Origin of the sequence: Providencia sp. PROV268, from assembly GCF_028477805.1 — a bacterium.
Lineage (GTDB): Bacteria > Pseudomonadota > Gammaproteobacteria > Enterobacterales > Enterobacteriaceae > Providencia > Providencia stuartii.
Genome location: NZ_JAMPLW010000024.1, coordinates 41,844 through 63,628 on the forward strand (window position 1 = coordinate 41,844; position 21,785 = coordinate 63,628).

Annotated in this window: 14 protein-coding genes; 10 read left to right on the forward strand and 4 right to left on the reverse strand. The window is 40.7% G+C overall.

Annotated elements, in window-relative coordinates:
* Window positions 1-35 precede the first annotated feature (35 nt).
* On the reverse strand, window positions 36-497 hold the full coding sequence (locus PR699_RS16345; RefSeq protein WP_004924091.1) for a MarR family winged helix-turn-helix transcriptional regulator: 462 nt from the start codon (window positions 495-497) through the stop codon (window positions 36-38).
* Between the two features lie 117 nt (window positions 498-614).
* Between PR699_RS16345 and PR699_RS16350 the strand changes: the two genes are divergently transcribed.
* Window positions 615-2,435 carry an FUSC family protein gene (locus PR699_RS16350; RefSeq protein ID WP_014657161.1) on the forward strand — a complete coding sequence of 607 codons (1,821 nt, stop codon included), beginning with the start codon at window positions 615-617 and terminating at the stop codon, window positions 2,433-2,435.
* Between the two features lie 53 nt (window positions 2,436-2,488).
* Here PR699_RS16350 and asd read toward each other — a convergent pair whose 3' ends face one another.
* The 3 genes from asd to PR699_RS16365 all read right to left on the reverse strand — a co-directional run bounded on the left by asd (window position 2,489) and on the right by PR699_RS16365 (window position 4,328).
* The gene (gene asd, locus PR699_RS16355) at window positions 2,489-3,595 is read right to left on the reverse strand and encodes an aspartate-semialdehyde dehydrogenase (protein ID WP_004924086.1); all 1,107 of its coding nucleotides are present in this window, start codon (window positions 3,593-3,595) and stop codon (window positions 2,489-2,491) included.
* A gap of 329 nt (window positions 3,596-3,924) precedes the next feature.
* Window positions 3,925-4,065, reverse strand: coding sequence for a type B 50S ribosomal protein L36 (gene ykgO, locus PR699_RS16360; protein ID WP_014657160.1), 141 nt, complete (start codon window positions 4,063-4,065; stop codon window positions 3,925-3,927).
* 2 nt (window positions 4,066-4,067) lie between these two features.
* Window positions 4,068-4,328, reverse strand: a complete 261-nt coding sequence (locus tag PR699_RS16365) for a type B 50S ribosomal protein L31 (protein WP_014657159.1) — start codon at window positions 4,326-4,328, stop codon at window positions 4,068-4,070.
* A 239-nt stretch (window positions 4,329-4,567) separates the two neighbouring features.
* Between PR699_RS16365 and PR699_RS16370 the strand changes: the two genes are divergently transcribed.
* The 9 genes from PR699_RS16370 to PR699_RS16410 all read left to right on the forward strand — a co-directional run bounded on the left by PR699_RS16370 (window position 4,568) and on the right by PR699_RS16410 (window position 21,755).
* A complete protein-coding gene (locus tag PR699_RS16370; protein WP_272572954.1) occupies window positions 4,568-5,737 on the forward strand; it encodes an SGNH/GDSL hydrolase family protein in 1,170 nt (389 codons plus the stop codon).
* A gap of 238 nt (window positions 5,738-5,975) precedes the next feature.
* On the forward strand, window positions 5,976-6,887 hold the full coding sequence (nagK, locus tag PR699_RS16375) for an N-acetylglucosamine kinase (protein WP_004924069.1): 912 nt from the start codon (window positions 5,976-5,978) through the stop codon (window positions 6,885-6,887).
* 1,034 nt (window positions 6,888-7,921) lie between these two features.
* Complete coding sequence (locus tag PR699_RS16380; RefSeq protein WP_014657156.1) at window positions 7,922-8,995, forward strand: HBL/NHE enterotoxin family protein; 1,074 nt, start codon at window positions 7,922-7,924, stop codon at window positions 8,993-8,995.
* Window positions 8,996-9,066: 71 nt separating this feature from the next.
* Window positions 9,067-9,669 (forward strand): hypothetical protein, encoded by a 603-nt coding sequence (locus tag PR699_RS16385; protein WP_004924062.1) that lies wholly within the window; start codon window positions 9,067-9,069, stop codon window positions 9,667-9,669.
* Between the two features lie 831 nt (window positions 9,670-10,500).
* A complete protein-coding gene (locus PR699_RS16390) occupies window positions 10,501-11,139 on the forward strand; it encodes an OB-fold-containig protein (RefSeq protein ID WP_004924054.1) in 639 nt (212 codons plus the stop codon).
* Between the two features lie 56 nt (window positions 11,140-11,195).
* Entirely contained in the window at window positions 11,196-13,394 is a 2,199-nt protein-coding gene (locus PR699_RS16395) for a flotillin family protein (RefSeq protein ID WP_004924051.1), read from the forward strand.
* Window positions 13,395-13,559: 165 nt separating this feature from the next.
* Window positions 13,560-18,500 (forward strand): DNA repair ATPase, encoded by a 4,941-nt coding sequence (locus PR699_RS16400; RefSeq protein WP_014657155.1) that lies wholly within the window; start codon window positions 13,560-13,562, stop codon window positions 18,498-18,500.
* Window positions 18,497-19,072: a rhomboid family intramembrane serine protease gene (locus tag PR699_RS16405; RefSeq protein ID WP_014657154.1), complete on the forward strand. Its 576-nt coding sequence runs from the start codon at window positions 18,497-18,499 to the stop codon at window positions 19,070-19,072. Before PR699_RS16400 ends, PR699_RS16405 begins: the two co-directional genes overlap by 4 nt.
* Before the next feature lie 166 nt (window positions 19,073-19,238).
* Window positions 19,239-21,755 carry a penicillin acylase family protein gene (locus tag PR699_RS16410; RefSeq protein ID WP_014657153.1) on the forward strand — a complete coding sequence of 839 codons (2,517 nt, stop codon included), beginning with the start codon at window positions 19,239-19,241 and terminating at the stop codon, window positions 21,753-21,755.
* Window positions 21,756-21,785 lie beyond the last annotated feature (30 nt).

A 21,785-nucleotide genomic window follows, 5' to 3' on the forward strand; every position in this document is an offset into this window, starting at 1 on the left:
CAATGGCTCGCTCTAAAATCATTGGAGCGAGTGCATCACTCTTGGTTATCCGTAAACCGTTCAGGGAAATCTTTAATAGAAATATCAACGGCATTCTTTGCCAGGCTGTCAAGAAAACCAAATAGTTGCTCAGCGTCTTGTTCCGTTAAATCTGCCGCCAAGTAATCATTCCACTTATTTAATTTATCATTCAGCTCCTCAACAATTTGCTCCCCAACCGCCGTTAGCGAGATATGGTAAGCACGCTTGTCAATTAAGCTACTCTTCTTCTCGACCCATCCTTGCTCAAGGAATTTACTGATCCCGCGCGTTGTTACCGACTTATCAATCACCATTGCACGCGAGATTTGCTCAAGCGTCGATTCATCATATTGCTGAATATGAAGTAACATCAAACACTCAATCGCATTGATCCCATAAGGCTCCCCCATCCATTTCATATAGCGATGGGCTGCACGGCTAATTATCCCAAAAACACGCGCTTGGTCTGTCCGCATAAATACCCCATTAGTTGATTTTATCAACTAATTAGTTAATAATCTGTTATCCATTTAGTTGATAATATCAACTAATCTTACTATTCACACGCAGATATTACCCATATTCAATACTTTATGTCACAAAATAATGCTTTGTTGCAGCGTTTAGGTTTTAATTCAGATCGCTTACGCTTTGCCACAATCACTGCTTGCGCCTCAATTATTGCGCTGTTTGTTGCTCAATATTTTCAGCTTGTCCATCCACAATGGGCAGCGATGACTGTGTGGGCATCTGCTCAGCCTTGGCGTGAAAACTTACTCGAAAAGAGTTGGTGGCGTTTTGCCGGTACTGTCAGTGGCGTACTCGCTGGGGTACTACTCATCTACCTGCATTTTATCCACCCGCTACTGTTTATCTTTGGGCTTGCCATATGGCTAGGGGCGTGTAGCGGTATTGGGCAACTCCAAAAAGGATTTGTGGCTTATGGTACGTTACTCGCAGGTTATTCTGCCGTGATGGTAAGCATGCTTAGCGTACATGACTCAAACAATATCTTTTTGGTGGCTTGGGATAGGCTATGGACTATCTTGGTCGGCGTTCTCTCTGCTGTGATTTTTAATTATCTATTCACGCCAAAGCGAGACCAAGCACCTATAACTGTTTTAAAAAACCAGATAAATCAACAGTTTTATACTATTTTACATCGAGCCTTACATAAGAAAGAAGCGATTAAACCAGATGATATTCATCATCTCTGGCAGCAAATCGCAAGCTATGATGAGCAGTTAGAAGCAAACCGTATTGGTTGGCGCTACCATCGAAAACAGGTGACTCAAGCACGGCAACGATTAATTGCCCAAAGCCAAATATTACTGCATTTAACGCAATTTAAATCGATTGCCGCATTCCCCTTTCCAGACCAAGAGCCGTCAGAAAGAGAGTGGAAACACTTATTATCACTTTGCCCAAATGGCCCCTTAAAAAATCTTTTGGTCACGCTCTATTACGCAATTAAAGGCACCTCGATAAAGCGTGAAAGCCGAGTCGATAAGCTCAAATTACATCAAGACAAGATTTCGGCATGGCATGCATTTTCGCGGTCATTTATCACCATTGGTGTGGTTGGGGTGCTTTGGCTATTAACACAATGGCAGACACTGGCTTATCTCACTTTAGGCCTTTCAGTGATGCTAACCATATTTGCTTCATTTGATTACCCCGATAAGTTCATGAAAAATGTTTTCACGGGGCAATTTTTGGGGGCTATTGCCGCCTTAATTTGCAGTTGGTGCCTGTGGCCTTTTGCAAGCTCATCATGGCAAATGACCTTGTTAATTATCCCTGTCATCATTAGCGGCATCATTATTTTTGCTCATAGCCGATTAATATTTATTGCTTTTGATTACATAATGGTTTCACTGATCTTACTGCAACCTAGCTACCCATTTTCAATTTCTTTTACAACCAGTGTGGGGAATGCGATTGCGATTGTCTGTGGACCTCTTGTGGCTATGATTGCCTTTATGTGGATTTATCCAACTAACCCCCAAAAACGTTACCAACATCTGCTTCAACTGGCTGATCAACAATTTAAGCAAGGGGTTGCACAGCTTATTCAAGGCCATAAACCATCAACAACGCGCCTAATGCATCGTTTATTAAATGGGTTAATACTTGCCAAAAAAAGCGAGCAGTCTTTCTCTGCTACACTTGATTTCTTCGAGGTAAGGCAAGGTATCTGGTTGATTTTAGTTATACTGCATAAACAATTTATGCATCAACCCTCAAAAAAACGCGCCCTAAATGCATTAGTTTTTCGCTTACAACACGACAAAATCGATGCAAACAAGCTAGAGCGAATCATTCAGCGATTAAGTAATAACCACGATAATCCAAAGAGGCTAATGCTATTACAGGACTATTTGAACAGACTGGCGGAGCAGAAAAGAAGATAAAAAACTGCACCTCCACGTTGGATGTGAGGTGCAGATTAATATGTCTATATGGCTTATAGTAGGATGTTTAGCATACGACGTAGTGGCTCGGCAGCACCCCACAACAGTTGGTCACCGACGGTGAAGGCAGACAGATATTCTGGCCCCATATTCAGTTTACGCAGGCGGCCCACAGGGGTACTCAATGTGCCAGTCACCGCAGCAGGTGTCAGCTCACGCATGGTGATTTCACGATCATTCGGGACGACTTTCACCCATTCATTGTGAGAAGCCAGCAACTGTTCAACTTCATTGAGCGGGATATCTTTTTTCAGTTTTAATGTGAATGCTTGGCTATGGCAACGTAATGCACCAATACGTACACATAAACCATCAACAGGGATAATATTACTACCTGTTGCCAAAATTTTGTTAGTTTCCGCTTGGCCCTTCCACTCTTCACGGCTTTGGCCATTTTCTAGCGCTTTATCAATCCATGGGATCAAACTGCCTGCCAAAGGTACCCCGAACGCATCGGTTGGCATGGTGCCGCTACGAGTAAAGTCGGTCACTTTTTTCTCAATATCTAAAATGGCCGATGCAGGATCTTGTAGCTCTTTAGCCACTTGATTATGTAATGCACCCATTTGCATTAATAGTTCACGCATATTGCGCGCGCCAGCCCCTGAAGCTGCCTGATATGTTGCGACAGAAGCCCATTCAACGAGGTTATTGGTAAACAAGCCGCCTAGCGACATTAGCATCAAACTGACCGTACAGTTACCACCAACGAAGGTCTTAATGCCTTTATTCAGTCCATCTTGGATATGTTGTTGGTTGACGGGGTCGAGAATGATGATCGCATCATCTTTCATACGTAAGGCTGATGCCGCATCAATCCAATAGCCTTCCCAGCCTGATGCACGTAATTTAGGGTAAATATCATTCGTATAATCACCGCCTTGGCAACTAATAATGATATCTAGCGCTTTTAATGCATCGATGTCATTCGCATCTTGCAGCGTTCCGCGATGCCCACCATAAGTTGGCGCTTCAGCGCCATGTTGCGAGGTGGTAAAAAATACAGGATGAATTGCATTAAAATCACCTTCTTCTACCATTCTCTGCATCAAAACTGAACCGACCATACCTCGCCAGCCGATAAATCCTACATTTTTCATTATGTTCACCCTGTCTGTTTAAAATTCTCCCCCCGAATAAATGCTCTGCTCCATCCGAAAACAGGTTTTGCTCTCAGCAGAAACAAAAAATTTATTGGGTACATTAAAGCTGACAAAATATGAACCAGTGTGCAAGTGAATTTATTCACTAATAGTAAGAAGATTAGAAATGTGCCTAATGATCCCCCTATCTTGGCGCTTATACCCTACGCGCAAAAGGCTAAACGTAGAGGGGCTAATGAAAAAAAACCATCGCGACACAGGACTGCCGCGATGGCGCAGGAAAACTGAAGTCAAGAAAATCAATCACTAACAGTTCCTAGATAAGCTTAACGTTTCTTTCTACAACCCTGTACCGCTTTAAAACGTGGATTCGTTTTGCAAATCACATAAACACGACCACGCCGACGAACGACTTGGCAATCAGGGTGGCGCTGTTTAGCGGTTTTTAATGAACTCAAGACTTTCACGTTTATTTCTCCTCTTTTGATAGGAAGCGAGCAAAACGTTTCTGGAACTGCGCGGTTTTCCCTTCTTGTGAAATCATTTTTTGTTTACCGGTATAAAACGGGTGTGACTGTGAAGAGACATCCAAAGTGACATATGGAAAGCGTTCACCTTCAAACTCTATTGTTTTTTCCGTTTTAATCGTTGAACCAACTTTAAAATAAGCATCAGCACTGGTGTCGTGAAACACGACGGTTCGATATTGAGGATGGATCCCAGATTTCATCATAACGTCTCTAATTGTTATGTTATAATATAACAATATACACTTTTAAATAGCGATGCAATCCTTTTATTGAAAAGGAACACTAAAAAATTATTAAATATTTGTTTTTATTGTGGAAATGAATGTTTTTGCTATAAAACGCACTGATTTTATAGGGAGCTATAATCTTTATTTGATATTTAGACCAACTATTAGTTGATAGTTTTATTAATCATCAAAACAACTAATAGAGTAAATCAATGAACGTAGAATCAATTACTTCTCAGCATACTGTCGCTAAACAGATAAAACCTTCTTTCACTGACACGCTACTAGGTTCGATTAAGAGTATACAAAATAAGATAAAATCTTCTGCCCCCAAAGTACATGCCACACTCAGTAGTGAAAAGAAAATAGAAAGCAGGATCCCCGGCAAAACGTTCCAATTGGCTATGGAGTACCAAAAGACCTTTCCGCCACACCACAACGTGCATACATCAAGCCTAGATAGCCTTTTATCAATGGAAAATGACCCGAAAAAATCCATTATTGATTATTTTGACAGAGTCATTGTGATTGGTGATAGCTTGTCTGACTCAGAAAAGAGGATGTATCACAAGTCAAAAGGGCTTATCCCCCGCTCCTCTCAATACTATAAAGGTAAGTTTACTAATGGCAGCGTATGGACCGAATTTCTGACAATGCAAAGCGTGGCATTCCATAAAGGGATATCTCACGACCCGAAAGTGACGCTTATTAATAGGGCAGAAGGTGGGGCACCTTGTGCATCTTATTCAACGTCATCCCCTAAATTTAGGTTTCTCTCTAATATGGAAAAACAGATAAAAGGGTTAAATTTTACCGAAAAAGATTTAGTCATTGTTTTTATCGGTGCCAATGATTATCTCACTTATCATAAAACAGACGTGAATTTCGTCGTTTTGAGTCAAAAAAAATCAATTGAGAAGATGGTGCAAAAAGGCGCTAGGCAAATTTTAGTCATGGGGATACCCGACCTTTCTCAAACCCCTTACGCCAAAAAGGTCGCAGAGAAAAACCCCAAATACCGGCAGGAAATGCAACGTATTTCTATTGAACATAATCATAAACTTAGACAACTCGTTGAGCTTATGAATTTACAGCAACCTTGTCGGATCATGTTCTTTGACGTCAATAACACCATGGATAACATTATGAATGTCGTCAATAACATAAATGCCAGAAAGCCGGGATCTTATGAGGTAAACAAGGCTTTTTCACATGGGTACATCTTCGGGAACGCTCCCTTAGAAATCGACCCTCACTATGTATTTGTTGACGAGGTACATCCAACCCAAGAAATCCATCATATTATTGCGATGGAATTGCATCATTTTATTTATAAAAACTTTAATCCACAGAACAAATCAATATTAATCAGCGAACCTTAAACCGTCTAAAAAAACAACAGGAGGCTCGTTTGTCCATACAACTAGCCTCTTATTGCCCTCCCTACACTGCCACGGCAAAATCTGCGCTTTCTTTAACATGAACAAAAACAATGTCTAGCAGCAAAGCCGCATTATCTGACTAAAAACTTTTATATAATCAGCCTCAAACGCTACCATTTATGACTTATCAAAGTGATACTAAGCGTATTAGATAATTGTCACCATTAAGGAGATACCTATGTATTACGGCTTTGATATGGGCGGTACAAAAATTGAACTTGCTGTGTTTGATGAATCACTCAACCCCATTTGGCAAAAACGCGTACCAACACCAAAAGATGATTATCAAGCTCTCCTTAATGCTTTTCGTCATCTTACTGAAGAAGCTGATACTCAATTTAACGGTCAAGGAAAGGTGGGAGTTGGCATACCCGGTATTGTCAACCACGAGAAAGGAACGGTATTTACTACAAATGTACCCGCCGCTAAATATCAGCCTTTGGTCTATGACTTAGCCGATACCTTACAACGCCCAGTCAAAGTAGAGAACGATGCTAACTGTTTTGCGCTTTCAGAAGCTTGGGCGCCTGAGTTTAAAAATTACCCAACGGTACTTGGTCTGATATTAGGCACTGGCGTTGGTGGCGGCTTTGTCACCCACGGTAAAGTCCTTCCCGGTAAAAATGGCATTGCTGGCGAAATTGGTCATATGAATGTGACCTTACAGGGCGCTCGTTTACTTGGAAACCAAGTTCCGGAAGTCATGTGCGGTTGTGGTAAACCTGCTTGCTTTGAAACCTATTTGTCCGGCCCAGGTTTTGAACGCATCTATACCTCATTTACAGGTGAACAAAAATCAGCGATTGAAATTATCCAGCTTTACTACCAAGGCGACCGCAATGCAAAACAGCATGTTGAACGCTATATCGATTTATTAGGGATGTTTTTAGGTCAAGTATTGACCATACTAGACCCTGATTTAGTGGTGATTGGTGGCGGATTATCGCAATTTGATGGTATTTACCAACTTCTGCCTGATGTTTTGCCTCAGTATTTGTATGGTATCGCGAATCTCCCTGCCATTGAAAAAGCACGATATGGTGACTCCGGTGGTGCAAGAGGTGCTGCGTGTTTAAACTTACTTGATTAATTCTATTTAAATTTTTTCATACTAAAAAAACTGAAGCAGCGCTAAATACACCGTGTCTCTTTTCGTTGTTTCAGTTTTTAAATAGTGAGATCGGGAACCAAAACACCGTAAAACGCCCCATAATAATGGCTAAAAAGATATTCAACAATTCACATCTGGCATGACTATTTTTAGCATCCCCTCGACAAACACCCCCAGTCTATCAATAGACAGATAGATTTATTGAACGCCAATTAATGGCAATAGCCTATTCTTTATCAAATGATTATTGTCACTGTTAAAAATGGTGCGTTTATTTTTTATCAAAGCTCAACTTATTAATGCTACATATTGTTTTTATTGATATTTTTATTTACCAGTGTCAATAAGAAAATCTTCAATTAATGATTAAATTCATTTGACTTAAGATTCAAAAATAAATTAAACATACGGTTAATTATAATATAGCCTCCCTTTTAACCAGTCAGAAATTATCTTAAATAATCGAATAACATCATAAGCATTCGCAATTTAACTAAGTGAAAACAGTCCATCATATTAACGAAGCTGGTGAGCTATCATCAACATATAAGGGTAAGCTGTCTAACTATTAGACAATGAAATAGGGCTAGCGACATGCCTATTTTTTATTAGTTGATTGATTAAATCACTTTACCATCGCTTACTAGTTGTGAACTATAAATACGACAAAATAATAATAAAGACATTATAATTGATTTTTTGCCAACTTCATCACAAAAAAATAATTATGATTCATGATTAAATTAAATCATGAACTATATGTTCACATATTGCTAGGAGTCATTAAATTTATTAGTCGCCTTAGCAGACCTTATCGGTTATCAGATAAGCCAGTCTTTTAAACTCTAAACGCATAATATCACTTATCAGATATTTTTAAAATATCAATTGATGTAGTGGCTGTGATTATCATGGCAAAAGATAACTCCGATATTACTAAACAATCTCTCTATTTCATATGATTAATTAAATCGTATGAAATAAAGCATCGCATTACATTAATGAGGTATATCATGGATTTTAATCAATCTCCTTTAGCTATAAATAGTGCAAACAAAAAACAATCTAGTTTTGATTTGATTGTACAAAGTAGTTGTCGTTCCGTTATGCAACAGCCATTAGTGAATTTCACTAATAATCCGTCATTAATTAGCTTACAGCAAGATGTCAATTCTGCATTAGGCACAGCAAAAGAAAATGCAAAATATTATCTTGATACGATACAACCAATGATAATTAGGAATATTTCCAGCATTAGTGCTTACTATACAATTCATAATTCAATAGCATCCCAAGTTCCGGCGGGAAAAAGTATTTCTGATTGGCTAAATATTTTAGGTGCGATTAGAGATCAATCAAACAAATATGCAAGTGAGGCGAATGTAACTAGCACACTCTTATCACAATTTAGCCATAAGCTAGATAATAGTGTAGCGAGTTTCTATGATGTTGTTGATAGATTAAACACCGCGATACTAGGTGATAACGGTGCGCTGTCTCAAAATAGAAATAATATACTCAATATACAAACACAAATAGCTGCTGATCAAGCCGGTATAACGATTAGTGCTTTAGGTATTGCTGGAGGGTTCTTTTCTATTATTGTGGGGGCTGTGGGTTCCCTCGTTACCGGAGGGGCGGCAGTAAGCATGGTGATTGGAGGGGCGGTGGCAATAGCAACAGGTCTTGCTGGTGTTATAGGTGCGGTACTTAAACTTCAGGGTGACCTTAGATTGAAAGAGAAGTTATTAATTGAAGATGCTAATTTGAAAAATGAGGTTAGAGTCGCTCAAGCATGTTCAACGGGAAATGCGCAACTGGCAACTTGTATATCACAAGCAGCTCAAGCTTCACTTGAAATGTCAAATGCATGGCAGTTTCTCTCTAATGATATAGATAACCTTATTAGTGACCTAAATATGGGAATTATCAATACGGATAATGTTAGAGAATTATTCTTATCTAGTGCTAATAACCAAGTTAAAATCGTATTAAAAGATACTGATACAATTAAATCGCAAATGAGTGGTGTTGAATATGTCATCAACCCTAAAAAGTTAACTTATGATTTAATTAATGTTAATTAAAAATCAGCACTAAAAATAGCATAGGAAGTTAATAACATGAAGTAAAATTAACTCAATCATAAGGTGAAGGTATGAACATTTTAAATTATAAAAGCCTAATGTTTAATTATCTTGGTATATTAAGCAAGTATAATAATTCGCAATGGAACTTGCCCTTTTATGCCCAGAAAATAATCATCGCAATTAATAATTCAATGCTTGTATGCGAGAAAGTTATTGAGGCTTCATCAGCTCAAATCCAAAATTGGATTAATGAACTTAAATCAATATCCAATTTTATAAATATGAATGACATATCTAGTTGTCGTGAAGCATTCTCTAAAATGCAACTTGATTCATCTAATGTCATTAATGATATATCGTTACAAATAAGTGTCCTGCAAGACTGTGTTAGTACTATAGAAGACGTCATGTCAACATCTCAAATTTTCTATGGTGATCCTGAAATTAACGCATTAAATGAATTTAAAAATGACGTAATTGGTTTTTTTAATATTGAAATGAACTTTCAAGTATATCTACTTGTAATATTATCGGATTGCAAAGCGCTAAATAATCTCTTTAGCATAAGTATACAACCATACAACTATGAACAATATAACTCGATGTTAGTTGTTAAGGTGCAAACCGAAGCCTCATTTGTAAAAGTAAAGGAATTAAGATTGTCACTTTAGGATATAGGGATTAAAGGCGCTTATTGCAAAAAGTGCATTGGTGTGACGTTATTACTCATTATTTAGGAAAATAACCATGTCACTGAATGATTTTAAATGGAAGTATTTTGCTCCCTCTATCACCCTTTGTGTATACGTAGCTATGATTCAATATCTCTGAGCTATGCCGATGTTAGTGATATTTTGGCTGAACGAGGAATTTTTCATCATTCAGCCACTTATTGCTATTTTATCGAATAGACTCCGATAGAACATGTCAAATATATCAAGCAAACCTAACTCAGTTATGGCGTAATGACGCGTACGTATCTGTAAACTATTTTCATAATGCTAGTTAAGTTAAAGGTCACAAATTGTAGGTAAAAATTGCAATGCCTGGTGTGAATTGACGAATATCTAGCTGACCATGGAAATGGGCTGCTTTACTGTGTTTTTGAATCTATAGCACGCCTTTAATCTCACTTTTTTCTTTTATTAATAACCATTTTATTGTTTATCACTAGAAAAAGATAATTTAAAAAATAATATTTTCATATTGATGCATTTTTCAGAGTTTTTTAATTCTACGGTTTCAATAAGTTATAACATAATCTTACATATTGCTGTTATGATTCATTATCTTTTATTAACAATTAATGGCAAAATAACTCCTATCTAGCCCGTTTTTATCAGTCATTGATGATACTTAGAAAAATTTCATAAATAACTCATGAAAATCAGCCAGATAATAAAGACTAGTCCGATACTGAAAATCATTGAAATTGATATGATTAAGTTAACGGTAATGGTAATAACAAAATTGAAACTCTAAATATTATAGAGAGAACATTTATGAGTTTGTTTCTACAAAACTGTCTGACCTTCCCCGTCATTATTTTTAGCGGCCTACTTATTATTGTTATGTTTTATTGGTTATGCGCCGCTTTTGGATTATTAGATATTGATTTATTTAATGTTGATACATCCGTTGATGGTGGCGGCTTTGATGCTACAGGGTTTGCTGGCTGGCTCACAAAACTCGGGCTTGCAGGTATTCCAGTCACGATTATTCTGACCTTATTTACACTATTTGGCTGGTTATTAAGTTACTTTAGTGTTCATTGGTTTATTCGCTTTATTGATATTACACTACTACGCTACCTTGTCGGCTTCACTGTATTCTTCGTTATATCCTTTATTTCAATCCACTTAACCGCCCTATGTTTAAAACCATTACGTGAGAAATTGGCTAAATCTAATACGCCAAAAACAGCCCAGCGATTAATGGGTAAACTCGCCACCGTACGTTCAGGAGAAGTCACCGAACATAAAGGCGAAGCCATACTAGAAGATGGTGGTGCAGGGTTAATTCTGCAAATTCGTGCCGCTGCTACTGAAAATATTAAGCGAGGTGACCGCGTTGTTATCATTAGTTATGACCCCGTGTCACACAGCTACAATGTGGTGACGGAAGATGAATTTCGCCAGTAATAAACACTATTTTGAACCTTTAACGACGACATTATCGAAACCCATGGAGAGAAAATATGGAATTGGCTGACCTAATGCCCTTTTTAACCATTATTGGGGGCATCATCATAGTCATACTTGGCTTTTTTGGGCTATTTAAAGCCTTCTATATCAAGGTCCCACAAGGAACTGCATTGATTGTTAACGACATGTCGTCGCAACCAAAAGTTCACTTTACTGGTGCTTTAGTTTATCCCGTCATCTACAAAAAAGAGTTTATGAGAATTTCTCTCTTAACTTTGGAAGTTGACCGCCGCGGTAAAGATGGCCTGATTTGCCAAGACAACTTACGTGCAGATATTACTGTCGCTTTCTATTTACGTGTTAATGAGACCACTGAAGACGTACTCAAAGTGGCTAAAGCCATTGGGGTCGACCGCGCATCCGATCATCAAGCCGTCAGTACCTTATTTAGCGCTAAGTTTTCAGAAGCACTCAAAACGGTTGGTAAGCAGTTTGAACTCTCTAAGCTATTTGAAGATAGGCAGAACTTCCGTGATCGTATCGTGGATGTTATCGGTAAAGATCTCAATGGTTATGCACTTGAAGATGTGGCCATTGACTACCTTGAACAAACGCCAAAAGCCGCTCTTGATCCAAATAATATCTTCGACTCCGAAGGTATCCGTAAAATCACTGAAATCACCGCTATCCATAATATTGAAACTAACCAGAAAGAGCGCGACCAAGAACTGGCTATTCAAAAGAAAAATGTGGAAACCCGTGAAGCAAGCCTAGCCCTTGAACGCCAACAAGCGGATGCAGAAGCTCGCCAAAAACGTGAGATTGAAAATATTCGTGCTCGTGAGCAAGCCGAAACATTACGCGTACAAGAAGAAGAGCGCTTAAAAGCAGAGCAAGCACGTATTCAAACTCAGCAAGAAATTGAAATTCGTGAAGAAAATCGCATGCGTGAAGTTGAAGTTGCTCAGCAGAACCGGACCCGCGCAGTTGCTATTGAACAGGAACGCGTTAATCGTGCTCGTGACCTCGAAATCGTAGCCCGCGAACGTGAGGTTGAACTACAACGTATTGAAAAAGAAAAAGCGTTGGAAGAAGAACGCAAAAATATTTCTAACGTGATCCGTGAACGCGTTATCGTTGAAAAAAGCGTTGCCCAAGAAGAAGAGCGTATCAAAGAGGTACGTGAAGTATCAGAAGCCGATCGCTTAAGACAAGTGACCGTTATCAACGCTCAGGCAGAAGCGGAAGAGTCTTTAGTTCGCCAAGTGAAGAAAGCCGAAGCCGATGAAGCGAGTGCAAAACACAGAGCCGAAGAAATCAGCACCATGGCACAAGCGGAACTTGAAGCTTCAGCAAAACAAGCAGAAGCCAAAAAACGCTTAGCAGAAGGGATTGAAGCTGAACATGCTGCACTCGGCCTCGCAGAAGCACGAGTACGTCAAGCCACAGCCGAAGCGGAAGAAAAAGAGGGATTAGTCCTAGCGAATATCACCGCTGAGAAACTCCTAGCAGAAGCGCGTGGATTAAAAGAAAAAGGCTTAACTGAAGCACAAGTGTTGGAAGCAAAAGCGCTTGCTGAACAACAACAAGGCTTTGCTGAAGCGAAAGTCCTCGAAGAAAAACTGGCTGCTCAAGCACGCGGTGAAGAGCAACAAGCCAATGCGAAAGAAAAACTGGGCTTGGCGGATGCGAAAGTGCTTGAAGAGAAACTGGCTGCCCAAGCTCGAGGGGAAGGTCAATTAGGTGCCGCACAAGCCGAAGTGATCCGTCAACGTCTGAAAGCAGAAGCGGATGGCTTGACCGATAAATTCAAATCCATGGATCACCTCAGCGATACTGCCCGTGCTCATGAAGAGTTCCGTATGCGTCTTGAGAAAGAGTTTGAGCAAGCTATGGCATCAATTGACGCAAATAAAGAGATTGCTCGTGAGCAAGCCGATGTATTGGCTGCTGCATTAACCAAAACCAATATCGAAATTGTGGGCGGTGACGGTAGCTTCTTTAATACCTTCTCTAAAGCGCTTAGCTTAGGTAAAGCCGTTGATGGCTTTATGGATAAAAGCAGCTTTGCTAAAGAGAGTGTCGAAAAGCTGATCAACCGTAAAGACGATAAGAAAATCGATATTGCAGCTTTACTGAAAAACCCTGAGGTTCAAGATTTGATTAACAGCTTTATGGCTGCAAAAGGTGCAAACCCGCAGGTTAAAACCGTCTCGGCAAAACCTGAAGCACCAACGGATGATCAGCTCTAATGGGGTATGCTCTAACGTGTTTAAATTATATTACTGGCTCGGTATGGCACTCATACCGTAGCGAATAATCATTTAACGGTAAACGAGCATCCTAGTTCAAAGGCATACATATCGGGTATGCCTTCAACTTTTGTCTTTTGTTATAGCCAAGGAAACCAACGACGCATGTCAATTCAGGATACGAGTCACGAGCAAAACATACTGGATAGTGCTGTTGCGCAAGGCGGCGCATATGAAATATTACGCAAACGCCTTACAGAACAAGGGCAACAGCTTCATCAAAAAGCAGCGCAACTCAATGACAGTCGTTTACAAGAGTTCGGTCAAAGCCAAATGGATATTATTGGCCGTATTCGTATTCGCACAGAAAATAATTGCCAAGCAAGGGATATTGTCCGAGTTGGTGAATGGCTTCTATTTGGCTATAACGTTTTCCTTGGCCTCAAAAGAGAAACACAAATTGAAGATGTGTTTTCTCTGTATCGACTGATTGATAACCAAGGTGAGTTTGATGTTGAAGCGGTCTCCTATGACGGCACCTTCCTCAGTGATACGCGCTTTATCCAAGATTTTACTGAGCTTTACACCTATTACAAAAACACCCAATTACTACAGTTAGTTGAACGTGATGGTAAGCTATTAGCTAGCTTTCAAATTGGTGAACGTATCACCGATGTGCGGGTTTTCCGCTGGTCTATCTCCAGTGATAAAAGCAAAATCGATTATATCGACAACCGCGGTGAACGCGACATCGCCCTTCCCCCTGCCTATGACTTTGAATGGGTGAAAACAACCCGTGAAAACACGGTTAATGGTCGTTTTCCGCATATCAATATTTTAGATACTGTTTTCGTTGAAACTATTGGTGGCGACCTCACCATAAAATGCGAAAATAACACAGAAGATGGCCTCGGCATTTATCGCGAAGCGGTGTTAGATAAAAACCAATCCCTAGATGATGCCCAAATTGAATATGCCCAAACAGGCAGCCTGATCTTACTGAAAATATTACCCTATCGCGAAGAGAACTGGCGCTATCTCGTCTACAATACACTGACTCAAACAGCTCAACGCATTGATGCGATTGGTCAGGCATGTGTACAGCTTCCCGAAGACCACGGCATTATTTTCCCAGGTGGATATTACTTACAAAATGGTGAGTATAAAACCTTTGATCAACCTATGGATGGCATGCGTTTTCGTCGCTTGCGCCGTTCCCCAAACGGTGAGGATGTCCTGTATGTCTTCTATTCGCCAAACCAAGGTCGTATCGCCCTCTTTAATTATAATTTGATTGAGCGAAAACTGGCGATTCCGCTGATCGGGCATGGTTATGCCATGCTTGAAGATGGGAAAATGGTTCTCTTTGAAGGTGAAGGTGACGAAGCCACTCGAGTTCACCCGATGCAAGTTTGGCAAACCCCTTTCTATTCAGAAGAATTTGCCGATCAACAGCCTGCGCGAGGGGGCTTTTTTGGTCGCATTGGTAACGCTGATCTTGTACGTGGTATCTCAGAAATTCTGCATATTGCTAAAGAAATTGAAGGTAATCAAGTTTCCGTTGCCCGCTATGAACAACTGAGCCAACAACCGAAAAACCTACTTGATATTTATTATTGGTTTAATGACGAGCAATGTTTAGGTATCGGTAAATTACTCAAAGAGATCACACAAACCAGTGAATTGGTCTTAGATGAGTATGAAAAAGTCGAGAGTATCCGCCAGCAATCAGCAAAATCGATGAATGAAGCGGTTAATCGGCAAAAGACACTGATGTCTTTAACACTACCTGAAAGCTGGAATGATATTCAGCAGTTTGTTGATGGGTTAAATGCACTCAGTGCCCAACGTGGTCACCTGATCTCCTTACGCGAATTCCGCTATATGGATTTAACGAAACTCGCGCAGATGGAAGAAGAAATTACGCAAGCACAGCAGTATGTTTCTCAAACTACCGCGACTTTCCTAGCGAGCGATAAAGCACTACAACCATTTAAAACGCAACTTTCTCAGTTTGAAGAGCAAATGGAGAGTGCTCAAAATAGTGCGCAGCTCGATATTCCAATGAATGGCATGGAAAAAATGTCTGCCGACTTGGATATGCTATCGAATCTAATGGCTTCGCTAAAATTTGATGATGTGACTCAACAAACCAACATCATTGATGCAATTTCACAAATTTATGCCCAATTAAACCAGTCACGCGCTCGTTTACAACAAAAACGTAAATCACAAAGTGCTGTCGAGACTGTGGCTCAATTTGGCGCACAATTCCGCCTATTTAGCCAAGGCATTACAAATGCCCTATCACTCTCCACGGATCCTGAACGCTGCGATGACCAGCTATCTAGGCTATTAGTCCAATTAGAAGAGTTAGAAAGCCAATTCAGCAGCCATGATGAGTTCCTAGAAGATATTCTCGCCAAACGCGAAGAGCTGCTAGAAACCTTTGAGTCGCACAAGCAAGCCTTATTAGATGAACGCCAACGCCGTTCACAAAACTTACAAACAGCAGCCGACCGCCTGTTAGATAGTTTGCAACGCCGTACTGCACGTTTACAGTCTCAAGATGAATTAAACGCCTTTTTTGCGTCTGATCCATTGGCAACAAAAACGCGTGAAATCATTGAAAAACTAAGAGAAATCAATGATAACGTCAAAGCGGATGATATTGATGCTAGATTAAAAGCAGCGCGCGACCAATCTATTCGCACACTACGCGATAAAACAGATATTTACGAAGATGGCGGTAATATAATTAAATTAGGGCCTCGCCATCGCTTTAGTGTTAACACCCAAGAGCTTGATTTAACCATCTTGCCGAAAGATAACCAACTTTGGTTATATCTGACGGGTACCGATTTCCAAGAGCCTATTGATAACCCTCAATTAGCTGAGTTACAACCTTATTGGTCAGCGGCACTTGAATCCGAGTCAGACGATGTTTATCGGGCTGAATACCTTGCATATTCAATTATCTACGCTGCAAGTAAGCGCCAAGATGGCCTTGATTATAATATGCTTAAGTCCGCGTTATCGGTGCCTGAGAAATTAGAGAAAATCGTACGCGACTTTGCAGCCCCACGTTATAAAGAGGGCTATGAGAAAGGTATTCACGATCACGATGCCATCGCTATTTTGAAAAAACTCCTGCCTGTCGGAGAGAGTGCTGATTTACTGCGTTATAACCCAACATCGCGAGCAATTGCTGCGATTTTCTGGGAACAAGTACAAAATAATGAATATCCGGCTTTATGGCCAGAGCGCGCCAGAACCGCAATGAATATTCATCAGCTATTCCATAATGATGATGCTTTGCTCGATTTGCAGGCGGAGATCGAAGCAGACATTAGCCTATTTTTACAAGAGCACCCGATACCTTGTGAAAGTTACCAACAAACTCAAGCCGCGGAGTATCTTAGCTTTGCGCTGGCGAGAACGCCTATTGAATTAGTTTACAGTAAATATGCTAGAGACCTTGTTGCCGCCTTGCAAACTCGGTTAGAAGACGCCCATATGTGGATAGACTTCAACCGTTCCCAACAAAACCTTGCAGGCCGCTATGCTCAGCGTTGGGCATTGATTCAAAACTGGTTACAAGGGCTATGTTCAGTGCCTGAATTTGCCCATCTTACGCCTTATATTCCGGGTGCAATCGCCATTATTATTTTAGACAAAGTCGCATCGGCACGTTATAGCGAAGCTGATCTGTACTTCAAAGTTAATGGGTTATTAGGCGAACATCCAACGATAGAAAATCAAACCCTCTCGTTGAGCTTAGATAACTATTTCAGTCGCATGCGTTTTCAAAGAAAACGGTTTATTCCCGCATTCCGTGAATATCAAGCGTTACGCCAACGTGTTGTCATTGAAGAGCGCCGTCGTTTGAAGCTGCATGAGTTTAAAGCGCACCCTCTTAGCTCCTTTGTTCGTAATAAACTGATCAACGACGTCTATTTACCGATTATTGGTGACAATATGGCGAAGCAAATCGGTGCATTAGGGGAAGGTAAACGTACCGATTTGATGGGGCTACTCTTGATGATCTCCCCGCCTGGTTACGGTAAAACCACATTGATGGAATATGTTGCTGACCGCTTAGGCCTCATTTTCATGAAAATTAACGGGCCTGCGTTAGGTCATGACGTGTTATCACTCGACCCAGACCAAGCACCAAATGCAACTGCACGTCAGGAGCTAGAAAAACTCAATTTAGCGTTAGAGATGGGGAATAACGTGATGCTCTATGTGGATGATATTCAGCATACGCATCCTGAGTTTTTACAGAAATTTATTTCTCTGTGTGATGGAACAAGGCGCATTGAAGGGGTTTGGAAAGGAAAAACGAAAACCTATGACATGCGTGGTAAAAAATTCTGTGTTGTTATGGCAGGTAACCCATATACCGAATCAGGTGAAGTGTTCCGCATACCGGACATGCTCGCCAACCGCGCTGATATCTATAACCTAGGGGAAGTGCTTGGCGGCATGGATGATGCCTTCGCATTAAGCTACATTGAAAACAGTCTCACCTCAAACCCTGTACTTGCGCCGCTTGCTCTACGTGATCTCAATGACCTCTACCTTTTCGTTGATAAAGCAATGGGTAAATCAGTCTCAACTAATGCTTTGAGCTACCCCTATTCAGATGCAGAAATCAGTGAAATTGTCGCTGTCATTAAGCGCCTAATCACGCTACGCGATGTCGTACTTAAAGTGAATCAGCAATATATTGCCAGTGCAGCACAGTCCGATAAATACCGCACCGAGCCAGCCTTCCGTTTGCAAGGTAGCTATCGAAATATGAATAAACTGAGTGAAAAAGTGTCCTCTGTCATGAATGAAGAGGAGCTTGAACGTTTATTGGATGATCACTACCTCGGTGAAGCACAATTACTCACCACAGGAGCAGAAGAAAATTTACTCAAATTAGCTGAAATTCGCGGTAAGCTCACGGAGCAACAGGCCGCACGCTGGCAACAAATCAAAAAGGACTTTATGCGCAATAAAGCACTAGGTGGGGATAATGCAGATGTGGGTGACCGTGTTGTTGCACAACTTGCTGATCTGGTTGAAAGTGTACAAGCATTAAGCCAGCAAGCATGAAACAGTGGTTGAACCAACGACTGAAACTACTTGCTATTTTGGCTGGGCTATTGGTCATCATCCAAGTGATCAATAGCCTAGCAGGCTATTCGTTAAATCGCTTTGGTATCATACCCAGAAGCTTAGAGGGCCTCATCGGTATCCCCCTTTCCCCCTTTATTCATAGTAGTTGGGGACATTTACTGAGTAACCTTCCTCCTTTACTGATCCTCAGCGCAGTACTGCTACATAGAGAGATCCGTGAATATCTATTAGCTTCGCTCTTTATTATTATTACTGGTGGATTAGCTGTTTGGTTAGTTGGTCGCTACGCCATTCATGTTGGCGCAAGTGGTTGGATTTTCGGGCTTTGGGGGTTACTGATCGCCCAAGGTTATTTTCGTCGCAAACTTTCTGACATTATCATCACTGTCTTGGTGCTATTTTATTTTGGCGCAATGACATCCGGCTTGCTGCCCGTTCATCAATATATTTCAACTGAATCGCATATTGCTGGTGCAATATCGGGTATTTTCTATGCATGGTGGGTTAATCGCCGCAAGAAAAGCGCCCTTTCACCTACAGAAAGCTAATTTTTAGCTAACGTGATCAGATTCACTTTTAATATTTTTTTTATTTTTATGTATCCTTTTTTATCTACTTGGTTCACATATTAATAATTTAACTATTATTTAACTCTTCATTTACAAATTAGTGATTGTTAGTCTCATAAAACAATAAAAAATGGAGACTCACCTGATGAAGATAAACAACTTATTATCTGCGGTTATTATTTTTGGATTAACAACACTTTCATCTACTGGCTATGCCGAACCGAATAAAATCAAAATCGATCGAGATAGCTACGGCGTTCCTCATATCTATGCCGATGACGTATATAGCCTTTTTTATGGTTATGGCTATGCTGTCGCCCAAGACAGGCTTTTCCAGATGGAAATGGCAAAACGCAGTACCCAAGGCACCGTTTCAGAAGTGCTCGGCAAAGATTTTATTGCCTTTGATAAAGATATCCGCAGTAATTACTGGCCTGACTCCATCCATCAACAAATTAAAAATCTCCCTAAAGAAGAACAGGATATCCTACGTGGCTATGCAGACGGCATGAACGCTTGGATCAAACAAGTGAATGCGAGGCCAGATAAATTAATGCCTAAACAATTTATTGATTATGACTTCACACCATCTCAATGGAACAGCTTTGATGTTGCCATGATTATGGTGGGCACTATGGCTAACCGCTTCTCAGATATGAACAGTGAAATCGATAATCTAGCCTTATTAACCGCCTTAAAAGATAAGTATGGTGAGCAAACAGGGTTAGCAGTATTCAACCAAATAAATTGGCTAAACAACCCTAATGCCCCCACCACTATTGATGCTCAAGAATTTACCTATTCAGATACAAAAAATAAAAATAAACAATCTCAGGTGAATCAAATAAACGATTACCGTCTAATTCCCCCTATGTTTGAGCGCCCTGCAAAGGATGCCTCCGGCAAATTAATCGCATTAACAGCACAGCAAAATAGCCAATTGATTGCCAAGCAATATGAGCAAGGCGGTGCGAACGGGTTAGCAGGTTACCCAACGACGAGTAATATCTGGGTTGTCGGCAAATCAAAAGCCGATGGCGCTAACGCAATTTTGCTCAACGGCCCACAATTTGGCTGGTTTAACCCAGCCTATACCTATGGCATTGGTTTACATGGTGCTGGTTTTGATTTGGTTGGCAACACCCCTTTCGCTTATCCAGCAATATTATTTGGCCATAATGGCAACATAGCATGGGGATCAACGGCTGGTTTTGGTGATGGTGTCGATATTTTTGCAGAGAAACTCGACCCAAAACGTCCTAACTATTACCAACATCAAGGCCAATGGAAAAAAATGCTCAGCCGCCAAGAGGTCATTAACGTGAAAGATGCTTCGCCTGTCACATTAGATGTTTATCGAACGGTGCACGGCAACATAGTCAAACAAGATAACAGCGCTAACATCGCATACAGCAAGGCTCGAGCGTGGGATGGAAAAGAAGTCTCTTCTTTGATGGCATGGGTAAAACAGGCACAATCCAAAAATTGGCAGCAATGGCAAGCTCAGGCACAAAATCAAGCACTGACCATTAATTGGTATTATGCCGATCGAGATGGCAATATTGGTTATATCCATACAGGACATTACCCTGAGCGCCAAGAAAACCATGACCCTCGCCTTCCAGTGCCAGGTACCGGGGAGTGGGATTGGCAAGGTATGCAACCCTTTGCCAATAACCCAAAAGTGTATAACCCGAAATCCGGTTATATTGCCAACTGGAATAATTCCCCAGCCAAAAACTACCCCGCTAGTGATTTATTTGCTTTCTTATGGGGTTCGGCTGATCGAGTGACAGAAATAAATAGACTGATAGAATCAAAAGCTTTGTTAAACCAAGAGGATATGTGGGATATCCTAAAACAAACCAGCCGTGTTGACCTCAATCATCGCTTATTCACCCCTTATATCATCCGTGCTACGCGTGATTTACCTGCCGATGATGATGCAGTAAAACTTGCTAATATACTGAACCAATGGGATGGCATTAATCATCTTACAAAGGATGGTAAGCATTATATTCAACCAGGCTCGGCAATATTAGATATCTGGCTCAAGGAGATGTTAAAAGCGACTCTCGGTCAAGCTGTACCGGCTCCCTTTGATAAATGGTATTTAGCCAGTGGCTATGAAACAACACAAGACGGCCCTACAGGTTCACTGAATATTAGTACGGGGGCCAAAATCTTATATGAATCGTTATTAGGACAACGCTCTGCAATTCCTCAAGCGATTGATCTCTTTGCAGGCAAACCTCAAGATGAGGTCATTCGCCAAGCATTACGCAATACTTATCAGCAGATGACCCTAAAATATGGTGATAATCTTGCAAGCTGGCAAACCCCTGCCACGGCACTCACTTTCAGAGCCAATAATTTCTTTGGCGTTCCTCAAGCCAATGCAAAAGAGCGTTTTCATCAAAATGAGTATCATAATAGAGGCACAGAAAATGATTTGATCGTGTTTAGCGATGGTAAAGTGAAAGCTTGGGATGTCGTCGCACCAGGCCAAAGCGGTTTTATTTCACCTCAAGGCAAACCATCACCTCATTATCAAGACCAATTGTCACTCTACGAACAATTTGAAAAGAAACCATTATGGCTCACAACGGAAGAATTGACGCCGCACATCGAATCTAGCGAACAGGTTGAGATCGAAAAATAGTCAATCTCAACAGGGCCGAGGTAACACTCG

What these genes read in the sequence shown, in the direction of transcription:
- asd (WP_004924086.1), bottom strand. Translation starts at nt 3,595, where the DNA reads ATGAAAAATGTAGGATTTATCGGCTGGCGAGGTATGGTCGGTTCAGTT.
- PR699_RS16370 (WP_272572954.1), top strand. Translation starts at nt 4,568, where the DNA reads ATGAACGTAGAATCAATTACTTCTCAGCATACTGTCGCTAAACAGATA.
- PR699_RS16405 (WP_014657154.1), top strand. Translation starts at nt 18,497, where the DNA reads ATGAAACAGTGGTTGAACCAACGACTGAAACTACTTGCTATTTTGGCT.
- nagK (WP_004924069.1), top strand. Translation starts at nt 5,976, where the DNA reads ATGTATTACGGCTTTGATATGGGCGGTACAAAAATTGAACTTGCTGTG.
- PR699_RS16385 (WP_004924062.1), top strand. Translation starts at nt 9,067, where the DNA reads ATGAACATTTTAAATTATAAAAGCCTAATGTTTAATTATCTTGGTATA.
- PR699_RS16365 (WP_014657159.1), bottom strand. Translation starts at nt 4,328, where the DNA reads ATGAAATCTGGGATCCATCCTCAATATCGAACCGTCGTGTTTCACGAC.
- PR699_RS16345 (WP_004924091.1), bottom strand. Translation starts at nt 497, where the DNA reads ATGCGGACAGACCAAGCGCGTGTTTTTGGGATAATTAGCCGTGCAGCC.
- PR699_RS16395 (WP_004924051.1), top strand. Translation starts at nt 11,196, where the DNA reads ATGGAATTGGCTGACCTAATGCCCTTTTTAACCATTATTGGGGGCATC.
- PR699_RS16350 (WP_014657161.1), top strand. Translation starts at nt 615, where the DNA reads ATGTCACAAAATAATGCTTTGTTGCAGCGTTTAGGTTTTAATTCAGAT.
- PR699_RS16410 (WP_014657153.1), top strand. Translation starts at nt 19,239, where the DNA reads ATGAAGATAAACAACTTATTATCTGCGGTTATTATTTTTGGATTAACA.
- PR699_RS16390 (WP_004924054.1), top strand. Translation starts at nt 10,501, where the DNA reads ATGAGTTTGTTTCTACAAAACTGTCTGACCTTCCCCGTCATTATTTTT.
- PR699_RS16400 (WP_014657155.1), top strand. Translation starts at nt 13,560, where the DNA reads ATGTCAATTCAGGATACGAGTCACGAGCAAAACATACTGGATAGTGCT.
- PR699_RS16380 (WP_014657156.1), top strand. Translation starts at nt 7,922, where the DNA reads ATGGATTTTAATCAATCTCCTTTAGCTATAAATAGTGCAAACAAAAAA.